General features: G+C 69.5%; 12 protein-coding genes. All 12 read right to left on the bottom strand.

Features of this window, described 5'->3' with window-relative positions; all coding sequences use genetic code 11:
* Nucleotides 1-37: 37 nt before the first annotated feature.
* Entirely contained in the window at nt 38-1369 is a 1332-nt protein-coding gene (locus AC0699_RS16255) for an MraY family glycosyltransferase (RefSeq protein WP_478660357.1), read from the bottom strand.
* A gap of 112 nt (nt 1370-1481) precedes the next feature.
* Complete coding sequence (locus tag AC0699_RS16250) at nt 1482-2768, bottom strand: serine hydroxymethyltransferase (RefSeq protein ID WP_478660354.1); 1287 nt, start codon at nt 2766-2768, stop codon at nt 1482-1484.
* 255 nt (nt 2769-3023) lie between these two features.
* Nucleotides 3024-3674: an arsenate reductase/protein-tyrosine-phosphatase family protein gene (locus tag AC0699_RS16245; protein WP_478660353.1), complete on the bottom strand. Its 651-nt coding sequence runs from the start codon at nt 3672-3674 to the stop codon at nt 3024-3026.
* Nucleotides 3671-4318: an L-threonylcarbamoyladenylate synthase gene (locus AC0699_RS16240; protein WP_453662626.1), complete on the bottom strand. Its 648-nt coding sequence runs from the start codon at nt 4316-4318 to the stop codon at nt 3671-3673. The genes AC0699_RS16245 and AC0699_RS16240 overlap by 4 nt, the downstream gene beginning before the upstream one ends.
* A gap of 40 nt (nt 4319-4358) precedes the next feature.
* A complete protein-coding gene (gene prmC, locus AC0699_RS16235; protein WP_478660350.1) occupies nt 4359-5240 on the bottom strand; it encodes a peptide chain release factor N(5)-glutamine methyltransferase in 882 nt (293 codons plus the stop codon).
* A 54-nt stretch (nt 5241-5294) separates the two neighbouring features.
* Nucleotides 5295-6371 carry a peptide chain release factor 1 gene (gene prfA / locus AC0699_RS16230; RefSeq protein ID WP_478660348.1) on the bottom strand — a complete coding sequence of 359 codons (1077 nt, stop codon included), beginning with the start codon at nt 6369-6371 and terminating at the stop codon, nt 5295-5297.
* 105 nt (nt 6372-6476) lie between these two features.
* On the bottom strand, nt 6477-6701 hold the full coding sequence (rpmE, locus tag AC0699_RS16225) for a 50S ribosomal protein L31 (RefSeq protein WP_149181220.1): 225 nt from the start codon (nt 6699-6701) through the stop codon (nt 6477-6479).
* Nucleotides 6702-6854: 153 nt separating this feature from the next.
* A complete protein-coding gene (locus AC0699_RS16220; protein WP_478660345.1) occupies nt 6855-7943 on the bottom strand; it encodes an LCP family protein in 1089 nt (362 codons plus the stop codon).
* A gap of 214 nt (nt 7944-8157) precedes the next feature.
* On the bottom strand, nt 8158-9924 hold the full coding sequence (locus AC0699_RS16215) for a trypsin-like serine protease (protein ID WP_478660343.1): 1767 nt from the start codon (nt 9922-9924) through the stop codon (nt 8158-8160).
* Between the two features lie 317 nt (nt 9925-10241).
* Nucleotides 10242-12233 (bottom strand): transcription termination factor Rho, encoded by a 1992-nt coding sequence (gene rho, locus AC0699_RS16210; protein WP_478660342.1) that lies wholly within the window; start codon nt 12231-12233, stop codon nt 10242-10244.
* Nucleotides 12234-12616: 383 nt separating this feature from the next.
* On the bottom strand, nt 12617-13534 hold the full coding sequence (thrB, locus tag AC0699_RS16205) for a homoserine kinase (RefSeq protein WP_453660925.1): 918 nt from the start codon (nt 13532-13534) through the stop codon (nt 12617-12619).
* Nucleotides 13535-13965: 431 nt separating this feature from the next.
* Nucleotides 13966-15033, bottom strand: a complete 1068-nt coding sequence (gene thrC, locus AC0699_RS16200) for a threonine synthase (protein ID WP_478660339.1) — start codon at nt 15031-15033, stop codon at nt 13966-13968.
* Nucleotides 15034-15036 lie beyond the last annotated feature (3 nt).

The following is a 15036-nucleotide window of genomic DNA, read 5'->3' as shown; positions in this document are numbered from 1 at the left end:
TATTGGCCAGGAATGCGGCCTCGCTCATACGAGAACGTCAACTGGGCGTTCCGGCTTTACGCCGGTCCGTGAAGCGGGAGCGGGAGCCGATCGCGGTCGCTCCATTGATGCCTGCGGGCACCGGAATGCGCTCTTCCGGGGTCTCGCCTGCCGCTTCCTCACCCGTCTTGCCGTACGAGAGCGCCAACGCGGGCTGCGGACGACGGCGCCGGTAGCGCGGCGGAACGAAGGCCTCCGCCCAGCGCGGGGCGCGCGGGGTGAAGCGCGGCAGCAGCAGGAGCACCAGGCCCACGAAACTCAGCACGACGATCGCGAAGACGATCCACATCGACGCCGAGTGCACCGAGTAGAGCACGACACCGAAGGCGATCAGCGCGGACCAGAAGTACATGATCAGCACGGCGCGGCTGTGCGAATGCCCGATCTCCAGCAGGCGGTGGTGGAGATGCCCGCGGTCGGCCGCGAACGGCGACTTGCCGCTCCAGGTGCGGCGGACGATCGCCAGCAGCAGGTCCGCGACCGGGATCGCGATGATCGTCAGTGGCAGCAGCAGCGGGATGAACACCGGCAGCGCCGCGTGCGTGGCCTCGCGGGTGCTGCCCTCGAACAGCTTCAGCGCGTCCGGGTCGACCTGTCCGGTCACCGAGATCGCGGAGGCGGCCAGCACCAGACCGATCAGCATCGAGCCGGAGTCGCCCATGAAGATCCGCGCCGGATGCATGTTGTGGGGCAGGAAGCCCAGGCACATGCCCATGAGGATGGCGGTGAACAGCGTCGCGGGGGCGGCGGCCTCGATCGTGTAGCCGTACCAGATGCGGTACGCGTACAGGAAGAAAGCGGCGGCGGCGATGCAGACCATGCCCGCGGCCAGACCGTCCAGGCCGTCCACGAAGTTCACCGCGTTGATGGTGATGACGACCAGGGCGACCGTGAGCAGCGTGCCCTGCCACTGGGTGAGCGAGACGGTGCCGATGCCGGGGATGGGCAGCCACAGGATCGTCAGACCCTGCATCACCATCACACCCGCGGCGATCATCTGGGCGCCCAGCTTGATCAGCGCGTCGATCTCGAACTTGTCGTCCAGCACACCGACCAGCCAGATCAGCGCGGCACCGGAGAGCAGCGCCCGCGGCTCGTTGGAGAGCTCGAAGACGCTGTTGAGATTCGACAGATGGTCGGCGACGAGCAGCCCCGCGCACAGGCCGAAGAACATGGCGATGCCGCCGAGCCGCGGCGTCGGTTCTCGGTGCACGTCGCGGGCACGGATCTCCGGCATCGCTCCGGTCGCAATGGCGAACTTCCGCACCGGACCGGTCAGCAGATAGGTCACCGCGGCCGTGACACAGAGCGTCAGCAGGTAATCACGCACGGGCTGCCCCACAGGAATCGCTGGCCATCTCAGCCCCACACCCTAGCTTTGTTGGCCACATGCTTGAGGACATACGGGCGGCGCCGATGGTTGCACGGGGGCTCGTCTACCCCTAATACGGCGGAAATCTCCCGGCCAGTTCACGCACTTCCTCGCGGACGCGGCGGGTCTCGTCGCCCTCCGCGCTCAGCGCAGTGGCGAACAGCACAGCGATCCTCGCCATCTCCGCCTCACCCATGCCCTGCGTGGTGATGGCGGCGGTGCCCAGCCGGATGCCGCGCCCGTCCCCGTAGGGCAGCGCACAGGTGTCCAGCACCAGCCCGGCGGCGGCGAGCCGGCCGCGGGCGGTACGGCCGTCCACGCCGAGCGGAGAGGGATCCGCGGTGATCAGATGGGTGTCGGTGCCGCCGGTGGTGATCGCGAAGCCCTCCGAGGCCAGCCCTTCGGCGAGGACCTTGGCGTTGGCCACCACCTGGTGGGCGTACGCCGTGAAGTTCGGGGTGGCCGCCTCGCCGAACGCGACGGCCTTGGCCGCGATCGTGTGCATCTGGGCGCCGCCCTGGGTGAAGGGGAACACCGCCCGGTCGATGCGCTCCGCCAGGTGGCTGTCGCAAAGGATCATCCCGCCGCGCGGGCCGCGCAGCACCTTGTGCGTGGTCGCGCAGACGACGTCGGCGTACGGGACGGGACTGGGTGCCGCTCCCCCGGCGATGAGGCCCATCGGATGAGCCGCGTCGGCGATCAGATAGGCGCCCACCTCGTCGGCGATCTCCCGGAACACGGAGTAGTCGGGGTGGCGGGGGTACGAGATCGAGCCGCAGACGATCGCTTTCGGCCGATGTTCGCAGGCGAGCCTGAGCACCTGCTCGTAGTCGAGGAGTCCGGACTCGGCGTCGACGCCGTAGGGGACGAACTCGAACCAGCGGCCGGAGAAGTTGGCCGGTGAGCCATGGGTGAGATGCCCGCCGAACGCCAGGCCCATCGCGAGCACCGTGTCACCGGGGCGCAGCAGCGCCGCGTACGCCGCGAGCACCGCGGACGAACCGGAGTGGGACTGCACATTGGCGTGCTCGGCGCCGAACAGGGCGGTCGCCCGCTCGACGGCGATCCGCTCGGCGGCGTCGACCAGCTCGCAGCCGCCGTGGTGACGGGCGCCGGGATAGCCCTCGGCGTACTTGTTGGCGAGCTGGGAGCCGAGGGCGGCGAGGACCGCGGGCGAGGTGAAGTTCTCCGCGGCGATCAGCTGCAGGCTGTCCGACTGCCGGGCCACTTCGCCGAGGATCACCTCGGCGATCTCCGGATCCTGCCGGCGCAGCGCCTCCAGCGGCGGCGCGAGCGTGGCGGCTGACGCGGTTGAGGCGGTTGATGCGGCTGGTGCTTCAGTGCTGCTGACCGGCATCTCGGGCTCCGGGGCCTCGGAAACGGGTGCGTGCGACCAATGTAGGCCGCGCACGCTGCCGCTGCCTGCCGATCGGCGGGGAGTTCCGGTCCCCTGCCGGCCGTTCAGCGGCGTCCGTTCGGCAGCGGTCGTTCAACAACCTCCGCTCAACAGCATGCGTTCAACGGCGCAGCGCCTCGGCTCCGTGGCGCAGTGCCTCGACCGGCTGGATACGGGCCGCGGACAGCTGAACCGATCGAACACCTGTGATGCGAATCACGAACGATTCGAGACACCCGTCAGCGCCGTGACCACTGGATCCAGCGCCTGGTGGATCTCGTCGCCGATCGAGCGGAAGAAGGTGATCGGCGCACCGTACGGGTCGTACACCTCGTCCGCCTCCGCGCTGGGCGCCAGCAGCCAGCCGCGCAGCGCGGCGGCCGCGCGGACCAGGGCACGGGCGCGCTCGACGACGCCGTCGCCGAGGGGGTCCGGGAGGGTGGCCGGGTCTATCGCGCGGACGAGACGGGTGAACTCCTTCAGAGTGAAGGTGCGCAGGCCCGCGGAGTGGCCCATGGAGATGACCTGGGCGCGGTGGTCGCGGGTGGCGGTCAGCACCAGGTCCGCTCGGATGACGTGCTCGTCGAGCAGTTCGCGGCCGACGAAGCCGTTCGGGTCCGCGCCGAAATCGGCGAGGACCGCCGCGGCGTTCGCCTCCATGGGGGCGCCCTCGTGGCCCCAGGTACCGGCGCTCTCCACGATCAGCCCGCCCGCGAGAGAGTCGCCCAGGCGGTGGCTGAGGGCATGGCGGGTCAACCGCTCGGTGATCGGCGAGCGGCAGACGTTGCCGGTGCTGACGTGGAGGATTCTGAACGTGTCGCCGGCGGCGACCGCACCGCCTATGCCACGCCCCTCAGGGGCAGTCAACTGGCCACCTCGAGGTCGGGTACGACCTTGCGCAGCTCGTCCGCGTCCAGCGCGCCCGCGCGCAGCAGTACCGGGACCTTGCCGGTGACGTCGACGATGGAGGACGGGACGATTCCGGGCGTCGGACCGCCGTCGAGGTAGACGGAGACCGAGTCGCCGAGCATGTCCTGCGCGGCATCGCAGTTCTCGGGCGCCGGGTGTCCGGTCAGGTTCGCGGACGACACCGCCATCGGGCCGACGTCCGTGAGCAGCTCGATGGCGACCGGGTGCAGCGGCATCCGGATGGCGACGGTGCCACGGGTGTCGCCGAGGTCCCACTGGAGGGACGGCTGGTGCTTGGCGACCAGCGTCAGCGCGCCCGGCCAGAAGGCGTCGACGAGTTCCCACGCCTGCTCGGAGAAGTCGGTGACCAGGCCGTGCAGGGTGTTCGGCGAGCCGATGAGGACGGGGGTGGGCATGTTGCGGCCACGCCCCTTGGCCTCCAGCAGGTCGGAGACCGCTTCCGAGCTGAACGCGTCCGCACCGATGCCGTACACGGTGTCGGTGGGCAGCACGACGAGCTCGCCGCGACGGACGGCCGATGCGGCCTCACGCAGGCCGGTGGTGCGATCCGTAGCGTCGTTGCAGTCGTATCGCCGAGCCATCAGCGGGCCTCCTGGTACACGGTCGTCACAGTGCGGGTCATCACGGCATGGCCTTGCGGGCGGTCGCGAAGCGCGGGCGGTTGTTCAGGTCGGGGTGGTCGGCCGCGTCCGCCCAGCCGGCCTCCTCGTTGAAGATCCACGGCACCTGGCCGCCCTGTGTGTCGGCGTGCTCGACGACGACGAGCCCGCCGGGGCGCAGCAGCCGGTGCGCGGTGCGCTCGATGCCGCGGATCGTGTCGAGACCGTCCTCCCCGGAGAAGAGGGCCATCTGCGGGTCGTGGTCACGTGCCTCGGGGGCGACATACTCCCACTCGGTGAGCGGGATGTACGGCGGATTGGAGATGACCAGGTCGACCTGGCCGTCGAGCTCCGGGAGGGCACTGAGGGCGTCGCCCTGGTGGACGGTGACCCTGGAGCCCTCGGCGTTCTTCCGCGTCCACCCGATGGCGTCGTCGGACAGCTCGACGGCGTGCACGCGCGAGCGCGGGACCTCCTGCGCGACGGCGAGGGCGATGGCGCCCGAGCCCGCGCACAGATCGACGACGAGCGGCTCGACGACGTCCATGGCACGTACGGCGTCTATGGCCCAGCCGACGACCGACTCGGTCTCCGGGCGGGGCACGAACACGCCGGGACCGACCTGCAGCTCCAGATAGCGGAAGAAGGCACGTCCGGTGATGTGCTGCAACGGCTCGCGGGCTTCGCGGCGGGCGACGGCCTCCCAGTAGCGCGCGTCGAAGTCCGCGTCCTTGACCAGGTGCAGTTCACCACGCTTGACACCGTGGACGAACGCGGCGAGCTCCTCCGCGTCGAAGCGGGGCGAGGGCACGCCGGCGTCGGCCAGCCGCTGAGTGGCCTGGGCCACCTCGGCAAGCAGCAAGGAGCGGGGGTACGGGGGTCGTCCCCCGGGGAGCGACTGCACGCTGATCCTCCGGGCTGGGCGGGTCGGTCCGACGGCTCGCGCCGCCGGTACGGCTTACGCGGCGGCGAGCTTCGCTGCGGAGTCGGCGTCGACGCAGGCCTGGATCACCGCGTCCAGTTCCCCGTCGAGCACCTGGTCCAAGTTGTACGCCTTGAAGCCGACGCGGTGGTCGGAGATCCGGTTTTCCGGGAAGTTGTACGTACGGATCTTCTCGGAGCGGTCGACCGTACGGACCTGACTGCGGCGCGCGTCCGCAGCCTCCTGCTCGGCCGCTTCCTGGGCCGCGGCGAGCAGCCTGGAACGCAGGATACGCATGGCCTGCTCCTTGTTCTGGAGCTGGCTCTTCTCGTTCTGGCAGGAGGCGACGACACCGGTCGGGAGGTGCGTGATGCGCACCGCGGAGTCGGTCGTGTTGACGGACTGGCCGCCGGGGCCGGAGGAGCGGTAGACGTCGATCCGCAGATCGTTCATGTTGATCTCGACGTCGACCTCCTCGGCCTCCGGGGTCACGAGGACACCGGCGGCGGAGGTGTGGATCCGGCCCTGCGACTCGGTGGCCGGCACGCGCTGCACGCGGTGCACACCGCCCTCGTACTTCAGCCGCGCCCAGACACCCTGGCCGGGCTCCGTGGCGCCGTTGCCGCCCTTGGTCTTCACCGCGACCTGGACGTCCTTGTAGCCGCCCAGCTCGGACTCGGTGGAGTCGATGATCTCGGTCTTCCAGCCGATGCGCTCGGCGTAGCGCAGATACATCCGCAGCAGGTCACCGGCGAACAGGGCGGACTCGTCGCCGCCCGCGCCCGCCTTGATCTCCAGGATGACGTCCTTGTCGTCGCTGGGGTCGCGCGGGACGAGGAGCAGCCGCAGCTTGTCGGTGAGCTCCTCGCGCTGCTTCTCCAGCTCCTTCACCTCGGCGGCGAAGTCCGGGTCGTCATGGGCGAGTTCCCGGGCCGTCTCGATGTCGTCCCCGGTCTGCTTCCAGGAGCGGTACGTGCCGACGATCGGGGTCAGCTCGGCATACCGCTTGTTGAGCTTGCGCGCGTTCGCCTGGTCGGCGTGGACCGAAGGGTCGGCGAGCTGCTTCTCGAGATCGGCGTGCTCGCCGATCAGTTCCTCGACCGCTTCGAACATCGGAGGCTCCTGGTTTCTTGCATGAGGGTGGCTGCTGGGGAGACGGCAAAGCGCCGGTCCCGGCCGCCCCGCACAGGGGCAGCCGAAGACCGGCGCAGTGGCTCGCTACTTCTTGGCGGAGCCGGCAGCCTTGCCGAAGCGGGCCTCGAAGCGGGCCACACGGCCACCGGTGTCGAGGATCTTCTGCTTGCCCGTGTAGAACGGGTGGCACTCGGAGCAGACCTCGGCGCGGATGGTGCCGGCCTCGATCGTGCTACGGGTGGTGAACGACGCGCCACAGGTGCAGCTCACCTGGGTCTCGACGTACTCGGGGTGGATGTCGCGCTTCAAGGTGTCTCCTAGTTTCGGGAGGGCACCGGGTCGCACACGCGGGATGCGCGTACGTGAACCGGGGCCGACGTACCAGTCTGCCAGGACCGGCCGTATCTCCCAAAACCGGGGTCGGCCGTCAAGTATTCCTGGCTCCTGTCCGAGCGGTCCCGGCTACTTCACGACACCCTGGGCCTCGCCGTCCGCGGTGCCCTTGGTCGCCGAGGCGGGGATCGGCAGATCGTTCTTGAGAGCGGTCCAGACCTGCTTGCCCTGCTTCTTCAGCGGCACCACACGGTTGGGGTCGACCTCGTCGTACTCCACCGGCATCGTGATCATCTGTACGTCGTCGGCGCCCAGGCCCTTGAGACCGTTCGCGAAGCCGACGAGCTCCTTGACCGAGTCGAGCTCGGAGTCGGGCGTGATCGCCTTGGTGGCGGTGTCCGCGAGGTCGTAGAGCTTCTTCGGGCTGGTGAACACCCCGACGTCCTTGACCTGCTGGATCAGCGCCTTGATGAAGGCCTGCTGCAGCTGTATTCGGCCGAGGTCGCTGCCGTTGCCGACGGACTTGCGGGTGCGGACGAGCCCGAGGGCCTGCTCACCGGTGAGCGTGTGCTTGCCCGGCTTGAGGTCGAGATGGCTCTTGGAGTCGTCGATCCGCTCGGTGGTGGTGACGTCCACGCCGCCGAGCTCGTCGATGAGCTTCTTGAAGCCGGTGAAGTCGACCTCGATGTAGTGGTCCATGCGGATGCCGGAGATCTTCTCGACGGTCTTCACCGCACAGGCCGGGCCGCCGACCTCGTACGCCGTGTTGAACATGGCGCGGCGCTCACCGGGGACGGTCCTGCCGTCACTGTCGGCGCACTGGGGCCGGTCGATGAGGGTGTCGCGGGGCACGGAGACGACGGCGGCCTTCTTGTGGCCCTCGTAGACGTGCACGATCATCGCGGTGTCGGAGCGGGCGCCGCCCTCGTCCGTGCCGTACTTGCCGTTGGCGCCGGCGCGGGAGTCGGAGCCGAGGACCAGGATGTCCATGGAGCCGTTGTCGACGTTGTCCGGGCGGTCGGTGCCGAGCTGGTTGTTGATGTCGACGCCCTGGATGTTGCCGTTGAGCTTGATGTAGACGTAGCCGAGTCCGGACCCCCCGATGAGCACCAGTCCGGCAGCGGACCACGCGGCGAGCGTCGCGGCCCTGCGTCCCGTGGTGGGCGGCTTACGACGCGTGCCCGTACCACCTATTCGACCCTTGCTCTGGTCGCCCATATCCCCTCAAGTCCTTGTTGGTCCCGTTACCCCCGGCCGTGGCGTTCAGGCACGGTCTGTCCACCCTGTCAAGTTTTGTTACGCCACTCGTGAGACGGCGGAGTGCCCAGAAGGGTTGCACAGGCGACTGAGAGGTGAATGAGAAAAGGGTCTGTACGCCCCGTGTGTGACACGGAGCGCACAGACCCTTGTTCACCTGCGATTTTCGGCCGGATCAGCCAAACAGGTTGTACGCCTGCCAGCCGGTGCCGAAGTCCTTGCGTGTGGCGAAGATCCCACCCGTCGAGGCGCCGTTGCCGTTGCCCGGGTAGAGCCAGAGCTTGCCGGCGGAGTCACGGGCCAGGAGGTCGGCGTGACCGTCGCTGTTCACGTCACCGACGGTGACCAGAGCGGTGAAGCTGCTGGTGGTGAACTTGCCGACGAGACGGCGGGCCTCGAACGCGGCCGAGGCCTTGCCCGTGCCCTTGTAGAGGTAGGTCGAGCCGTCGGAGGTGCGGGCGAGGATGTCGGCCTTGCCGTCGTTGGTGAAGTCACCGTGACCGCGGACCATGTTGTACTGCCCCCAGCCACCGCCGACCAGGGCGGGCGCGGCGAAGCCGCCGGCGCCGTTGCCCGCGTAGATGTGGAGGTAGCCGGTGGAGTTCACCGCGAGCATGTCGGGCTTGTCGTCGCCGGTGACATCGCCGGGGACGAGGATCTGCTTGTGCTTGCCCCAGCCCTTGGCGATGAGCTTGAACTGCATCTCGCCCTCGGCGCCGCCGGTCCCGGGCACGTAGTGGTCCCAGTACACGTCGCCGTTGCCGACGCGGTACAGCAGGTCGTCGTAGTCGTCCACGTTCAGGTCGTTCTGGACGAGCAGGTTGACGTTGCCGAAGTTGCCCAGGTTGTAGGTACGGGCAAGGCTCGTGACCTTGGAGTGCCAGCTGAACAGGCTGTTGTCCGACGTACGACGCGCCAGCAGGTCGGCGGTGTGGTCGGCGCTCCAGTTGGCGTCGTTGACCCGGGCACGGATCGGAGCGGCGTACGTGCTCACCTTCGCGTACACGCCGTACTTGCCCTGGGCCGAGCAGTTGACGTCGCCCCAGGAGACGATGCCGACGAGCTTGCCGCCGGCCACCAGCGGGCCGCCGGAGTCACCGTTGCAGGTGGTCTCGGAGGTGGCGTCGTCACCGGTCGGAGCGGCACCGGCGCAGACCATGTGGCCGACGATGTAGTCCGAGCCGTACGCGGTCTGGCAGGCGGCGTTGGGGTTGATGTCGGCGTCCGCGACCTTGAGCGTCTGCGAGCTGCTGTCGGGGACGGTGGAGCTGGTGCGGCCCCAGCCGTACACCTTGGCGTCCGTGCCCGGGGTGTAGAGCGCCGTGTCGGTGTTCTGCATGATCGGCAGCGGCTTGGCCTTGACCGGAGCGGTCAGGGTGAGCACGGCCACGTCGTTGTCGATCGTGACGGGGCTGTACTGCGGGTGGTTCCACTGACGGTACGCACCGCGCAGCTCACCGCCGTGGAAGTCCCAGCTGCCGTCGGGGTTCTCGGTGGGCAGCTGGTCCGTGCCGGTGATGACCGTGCCGGTCTCGTACCACTTGATGCCCTTGACGCAGTGGGCGGCGGTGGCGACCTTCGACGGGGCGACGACGACGCCGCCGCAGAAGTAGCCGTTGCCCTCGGCGTCCGCGAAGTGGAGCTGGGCCATCCACGGCGCCGTGGAGATGGTGGTCTCCTGGCCGCCGATGATGCGCGTGGACGGAGCGGTGGTCTGGGCCGACCGCGGCGAGGCGACGAGCTCCTCCTTGCTGGCCTCGTCGGACTTCATCGCCTCGGTCACGCGGGAGCGCAGCTCCTGCTGCGAGAGCGGAGCGGCCTTCTGCTGGGAGGCGGTGATCTCCGGACGCTCGCCTGCCTCCGCGGCCTGCGAGCCGGACATCATCAGCGCCGTGCCGCCCAGGGCGAGCGCGGCGGCGACGGCCGGTACCGCAAGTCTCATGCGGCGCTTGTGCCGACCACCACGGGTGCGTATCTGCACGCGGTAACCCCTCGGGTTGTACCGGCAGAGCGCAACCGCCCCACCGATGGAAACTGGGTCATCGGTGGGGCGCCAAGAACGTGTGGGCAGGCCGGAACTGAGGCCCCCCGGCCTCTCAGGCACTGCGGTGGAATCCCCCCACCTCGATTGGGTGATGATACGTGCGTCAACTGACGGTTGACCAGTGGCGGGCGGGGTCACGGGCAAAACGAGACCGCCCCGTCACCTCGGGGGTGACGGGGCGGCCGTTACGCAGACAGTTGCGTACTGAAACGACGTCAGTCGCCGTTGGGCATCGGCGTCGTCTTCTGGATCTGCAGCAGGAACTCGGCGTTCGACTTCGTCTGCTTCATCTTGTCGAGGAGCAGCTCGATCGCCTGCTGCGAGTCGAGCGCGTGCAGCACCCGGCGCAGCTTCCAGGTGATGGCGAGCTCGTCGCTGCCGAGCAGGATCTCTTCCTTGCGGGTACCGGACGCGTCGACGTCCACCGCCGGGAAGATGCGCTTGTCGGCGAGCTTCCGGTCGAGCTTGAGCTCCGCGTTGCCGGTGCCCTTGAACTCCTCGAAGATCACCTCGTCCATGCGCGAGCCGGTGTCGACCAGCGCGGTGGCCAGGATGGTCAGCGAGCCGCCGTCCTCGATGTTGCGCGCGGCACCGAAGAAGCGCTTCGGCGGGTAGAGCGCGGTCGAGTCGACACCACCGGACAGGATGCGGCCGGAGGCGGGGGCCGCCAGGTTGTACGCACGGCCCAGGCGGGTGATCGAGTCCAGCAGGACGACCACGTCGTGACCCAGCTCGACGAGACGCTTGGCGCGCTCGATGGCCAGCTCGGCGACCGTGGTGTGGTCCTCGGCCGGACGGTCGAAGGTCGAGGAGATGACCTCGCCCTTGACCGACCGCTGCATGTCGGTGACCTCTTCCGGACGCTCGTCGACGAGGACGACCATCAGGTGGCACTCGGGGTTGTTGTGCGTGATCGCGTTGGCGATCGCCTGCATGATCATGGTCTTGCCGGTCTTCGGCGGGGCCACGATCAGGCCTCGCTGGCCCTTACCGATCGGCGACACGAGGTCGATGATGCGGGTGGTCAGCACGCCCGGGTCGGTCTCCAGGCGCAGCCGGTCCTGCGGGTACAGCGGGGTCAGCTTGTTGAACTCCGGTCGGCCGCGGCCCGATTCGGGCGCCATGCCGTTGACGGAGTCCAGCCGGACCAGCGCGTTGAACTTCTCGCGGCGCTCGCCCTCCTTGGGCTGACGGACCGCACCGGTGACGTGGTCACCCTTGCGCAGACCGTTCTTGCGGACCTGGGCCAGCGACACGTACACGTCGTTCGGGCCCGGCAGGTAGCCGGAGGTCCGGATGAACGCGTAGTTGTCGAGGATGTCCAGGATGCCCGCGACGGGGATCAGGACGTCGTCCTCGGCGACCTGCGGCTCGGCGCCGAACTCGTCGCGGCCACGGCGGCCACGGCGGTCGCGGTACCGGCCGCGGCGTCCGCGCCGGCCGCCCGCCTCGTCGTCGAAGTCGTCCTGCGGGCCGCCGCCCTGCCGCTGCTGCTGGCCGCCGCCCTGCTGCTGGCGCTGGCCGCCCTGCTGGTCCTCGCCCTTGCCGCCACGGCGGTCGCGCTGACGGTCACGGCGGTCGCCGCGCTCGCCACGGTCACGCTGGCGGTCGCCGCGCCGGCCCTCGGCGGTGTCGGCCGCGGCCTCGGCCTTGGCCTCCGGCTGCGCCTCGGTCCTGGCCTCGGCCCGCACCTCGGTCTTGACGTCGCCCTTCGGCTCGGCCTTGGCGGCCTCGCCCTCCGGGCTGCCGGCGGGGGCGGTGGCCCGGCGCCGACGGCGCTCACCGGCGGGGGCGTCGTCGCTGGCCGGCTGACCCGGGATGTCGATCTGCTGCTGAGCAGCGGGCTTCTCGGCCTTCTGCTCGGCTGCCGCGACGCTCTCGTCAGTCGTACGGGCCTTGGAGGTCGCGCGGCGCTTCGGCTTGGTCTCGGCCTCGCCGCTGCCCGCCTCGGCGGCCTTGGCCGCGGCTCCGCCTCCGGCCTGCGCCTCCTTGATGACCTCGATCAGCTGGCTCTTGCGCATCCGCGCAGTGCCCCTGATGCCGAGGCCGGACGCGACCTGCTGCAGCTCGGCCAGGACCATGCCCTCGAGGCCGGTGCCGGAACGGCGGCGCCGTGAGGTGGTGCCAGTGGCAGCACCTGCGGCGGGCGCGGCGGTGTCGACACTGTTGTCGGCAGTCACGCCCATCAGATCGGTGGTGTCGCTCACGAAGGGTCCTTCCCTGGAGCGGACGTCGGCCTTCTGGCTCGGCGACCGGTTGTGCTGTCCGACGGCGGTCCGTGTCGCGGACCGAAGCCGGGGCGGTGGTCCCGCCGGGTACGGCGGAAGAGATGTACGTGCAAATTCCGGCCCGAGTTCCCCCTGCTCGGCCCTCTCTTCCGGGAAAAGCGAGGGGTGTCGTGCCGGTTCCGGAGCGTGCTCGAAACTGCTCAGGCAGGCTGCTCAGGCAGTTGGGGAGGCTCCCGGAAGAATGGTGGTCCCGAAGGGGGACGCGAAGCACCGCACCACAAGAATGTGGGCTGCGTACTTGAGGTTAACACTACCGGCTCCAACAAACATTCCCCCTCTCCATCACCGGCAATCCCGTGTCGCTACGAGGCGAGCGGCAGAACACTCGCTCCCGCGGCGTCCAGGGCCAGCCTGTTCGCCGCCCAGCCGTCACCTGCCAGCCGTGCGACCTTGTCGGCCGTGCCGTCCTCGGCCAGCGCGAGCACCGTGGGGCCCGCGCCGGAGATGACCGCGGGTACGCCGTCCGCGCGCAGTCGGTTCACCAGGGCCACGCTCTCCGGCATCGCGGGAGCTCGGTACTCCTGGTGGAGACGGTCCTCGGTGGCGGGAAGCAGCAGCTCGGGGCGGTGCGTGAGGGCCTCGACGAGCAGCGCGGCCCGGCCGGCGTTGGCCGCGGCGTCGACGTGCGGGACGGTACGCGGAAGCAGTCCGCGGGCGGTCTCGGTGAGCACCGGCTTCCCCGGTACGAAAACCACCGGAACGATGGAATCCGACGGCTCCATCCTGATCGCGCGCGCCGCACCGGCGTCGGTCCAGGCGAGGGTGAAGCCGCCGAGCAGACAGGCGGCCACATTGTCCGGGTGTCCCTCGATCTCGGTGGCGAGCTCCAGCAGCGCCGCGTCGTCGAGCCGGGCGTCGCCCCCTATGGTCACCGCGCGGGCGGCCACGATGCCGGCGCAGATGGCGGCCGACGAGGAGCCGAGGCCGCGTCCGTGCGGGATCCGGTTGGCACAGACGACCTCGAGGCCGCGCGGCTGCCCGCCCAGCAGGTCGAAGGCCGTGCGCAGCGAGCGTACGAGCAGGTGGCTCTCGTCGCGGGGCAGCGTCTCGGCGCCCTCGCCCGCGATGTCGATATGCAGACCGGAATCCGCGACCCGGACGACGACGTCGTCGTACAGCCCCAGCGACAGACCGAAGGCATCGAAGCCCGGCCCGAGGTTGGCGCTGGTGGCAGGCACGCGCACCCGGACGGCGGCAGCGCGGAATGCGGGACCGGCCATCGCTCGACGACACTCCTTGGTTCTGATCCGTGCTGATCTTCGGTGATCTGAGGTGATCGGGTCTGATCGGCGAGATTCTGGTGAAAGTACGAAGACCCGTGGGCCGTGACGGCAACAACACCGCGGCATATGCGGCGGGGCGGGTTCAGTACAGCCTATCGAAGGAAGGAACTGCGGCGACATAGGGCGCACGGGAGGCGCACGATGCGTGTCGCACTCCCACCCGTGCCTCTGTGCCCGTCCCCGGGCGGCTTGCCGCTTACGCGTGCCACGCTCGCGATACGCGGGCGGCGCGCGGGCGACAACCGCCCAGGGCTCGAGCACGTGCGACATGTACGGCACGTACGGCATGTACAGCGCGTAAGACACCTACTGTATGTACGGCACGTACCGCGTGTGCCGCACGTACTGCTTACGACCGCACGTTCTGCTTACGCGAGGCCGAGGCGCTCCGCCGCAGTTGCGGCGTCCACCGGGACGGTGACCGGCTGAGGCGCTCCGGCGACCGCCCAGTCCGGGTCCTTGAGGCCGTTGCCCGTGACCGTACAGACGATCTTCTGGCCGGGGTCGACCTTGCCCTCCTCGGCGGCCTTCAGCAGACCGGCGACCGAAGCGGCCGAGGCGGGCTCCACGAAGATGCCCTCACGCGTGGCCAACAGCTTGTAGGCCCGCAGGATCTGACGGTCGGTCACCTCGTCGATGAAGCCGCCCGACTCGTCCCGCGCCGCCAGCGCGAACTCCCAGGACGCCGGGTTGCCGATCCGGATCGCCGTGGCGATGGTCGACGGGTCCTTGACGACCTCACCGCGCACGATGGGCGCGGAACCGGAGGCCTGGAATCCCCACATGCGCGGGGTGTGGGTGGACAGCTTGTCCGCCGCGTACTCCTTGTAGCCCTTCCAGTACGCCGTGATGTTGCCGGCGTTGCCGACGGGCAGTACGTGGATGTCGGGGGCGTCGCCGAGGCGGTCGACGATTTCGAAGGCCGCGGTCTTCTGACCCTCGATACGGACCGGGTTGACCGAATTGACCAGCGCCACCGGGTAGTTCTCGGACAGCCCGCGGGCCAGTACCAGGCAGTCGTCGAAGTTGCCGTCGACCTGGAGGATCTTGGCCCCGTGGACCAGCGCCTGGCCCAGCTTGCCCATCGCGATCTTGCCCTGCGGGATCAGCACGGCGGAGACCATTCCGGCCCGGCCGGCGTACGCGGCGGCGGACGCGGAGGTGTTTCCGGTGGAGGCGCAGATGACTGCCTTCGCGCCCTCCTCCCTGGCCTTGGTGATCGCCATGGTCATACCGCGGTCCTTGAAGGACCCCGTCGGGTTCGCACCCTCGACCTTGAGATACACCTCACAGCCGGTGGCCTCGGAGAGGGACTGGGCGTGCACGAGCGGCGTGCCGCCCTCGCCGAGCGTGACGACGGGCGTCGTGTCCGTCACCGGGAGCCGGTCGCGGTACTCCTCGATGATGCCGCGCCACTGGTGGGTGCGAGTGCTCATGGG

The sequence above is a fragment of the Streptomyces sp. NPDC043870 genome (genome assembly GCF_056435785.1).
This window is presented reverse-complemented; position numbering and strand designations above follow the sequence as displayed.

Coding starts and splice junctions, on each gene's coding strand:
- AC0699_RS16250 (WP_478660354.1), bottom strand. CDS start 2,768: ATGCCGGTCAGCAGCACTGAAGCACCAGCCGCATCAACCGCCTCAACC.
- AC0699_RS16240 (WP_453662626.1), bottom strand. CDS start 4,318: ATGGCTCGGCGATACGACTGCAACGACGCTACGGATCGCACCACCGGC.
- prfA (WP_478660348.1), bottom strand. CDS start 6,371: ATGTTCGAAGCGGTCGAGGAACTGATCGGCGAGCACGCCGATCTCGAG.
- AC0699_RS16220 (WP_478660345.1), bottom strand. CDS start 7,943: ATGGGCGACCAGAGCAAGGGTCGAATAGGTGGTACGGGCACGCGTCGT.
- AC0699_RS16215 (WP_478660343.1), bottom strand. CDS start 9,924: ATGAGACTTGCGGTACCGGCCGTCGCCGCCGCGCTCGCCCTGGGCGGC.
- thrB (WP_453660925.1), bottom strand. CDS start 13,534: ATGGCCGGTCCCGCATTCCGCGCTGCCGCCGTCCGGGTGCGCGTGCCT.
- thrC (WP_478660339.1), bottom strand. CDS start 15,033: ATGAGCACTCGCACCCACCAGTGGCGCGGCATCATCGAGGAGTACCGC.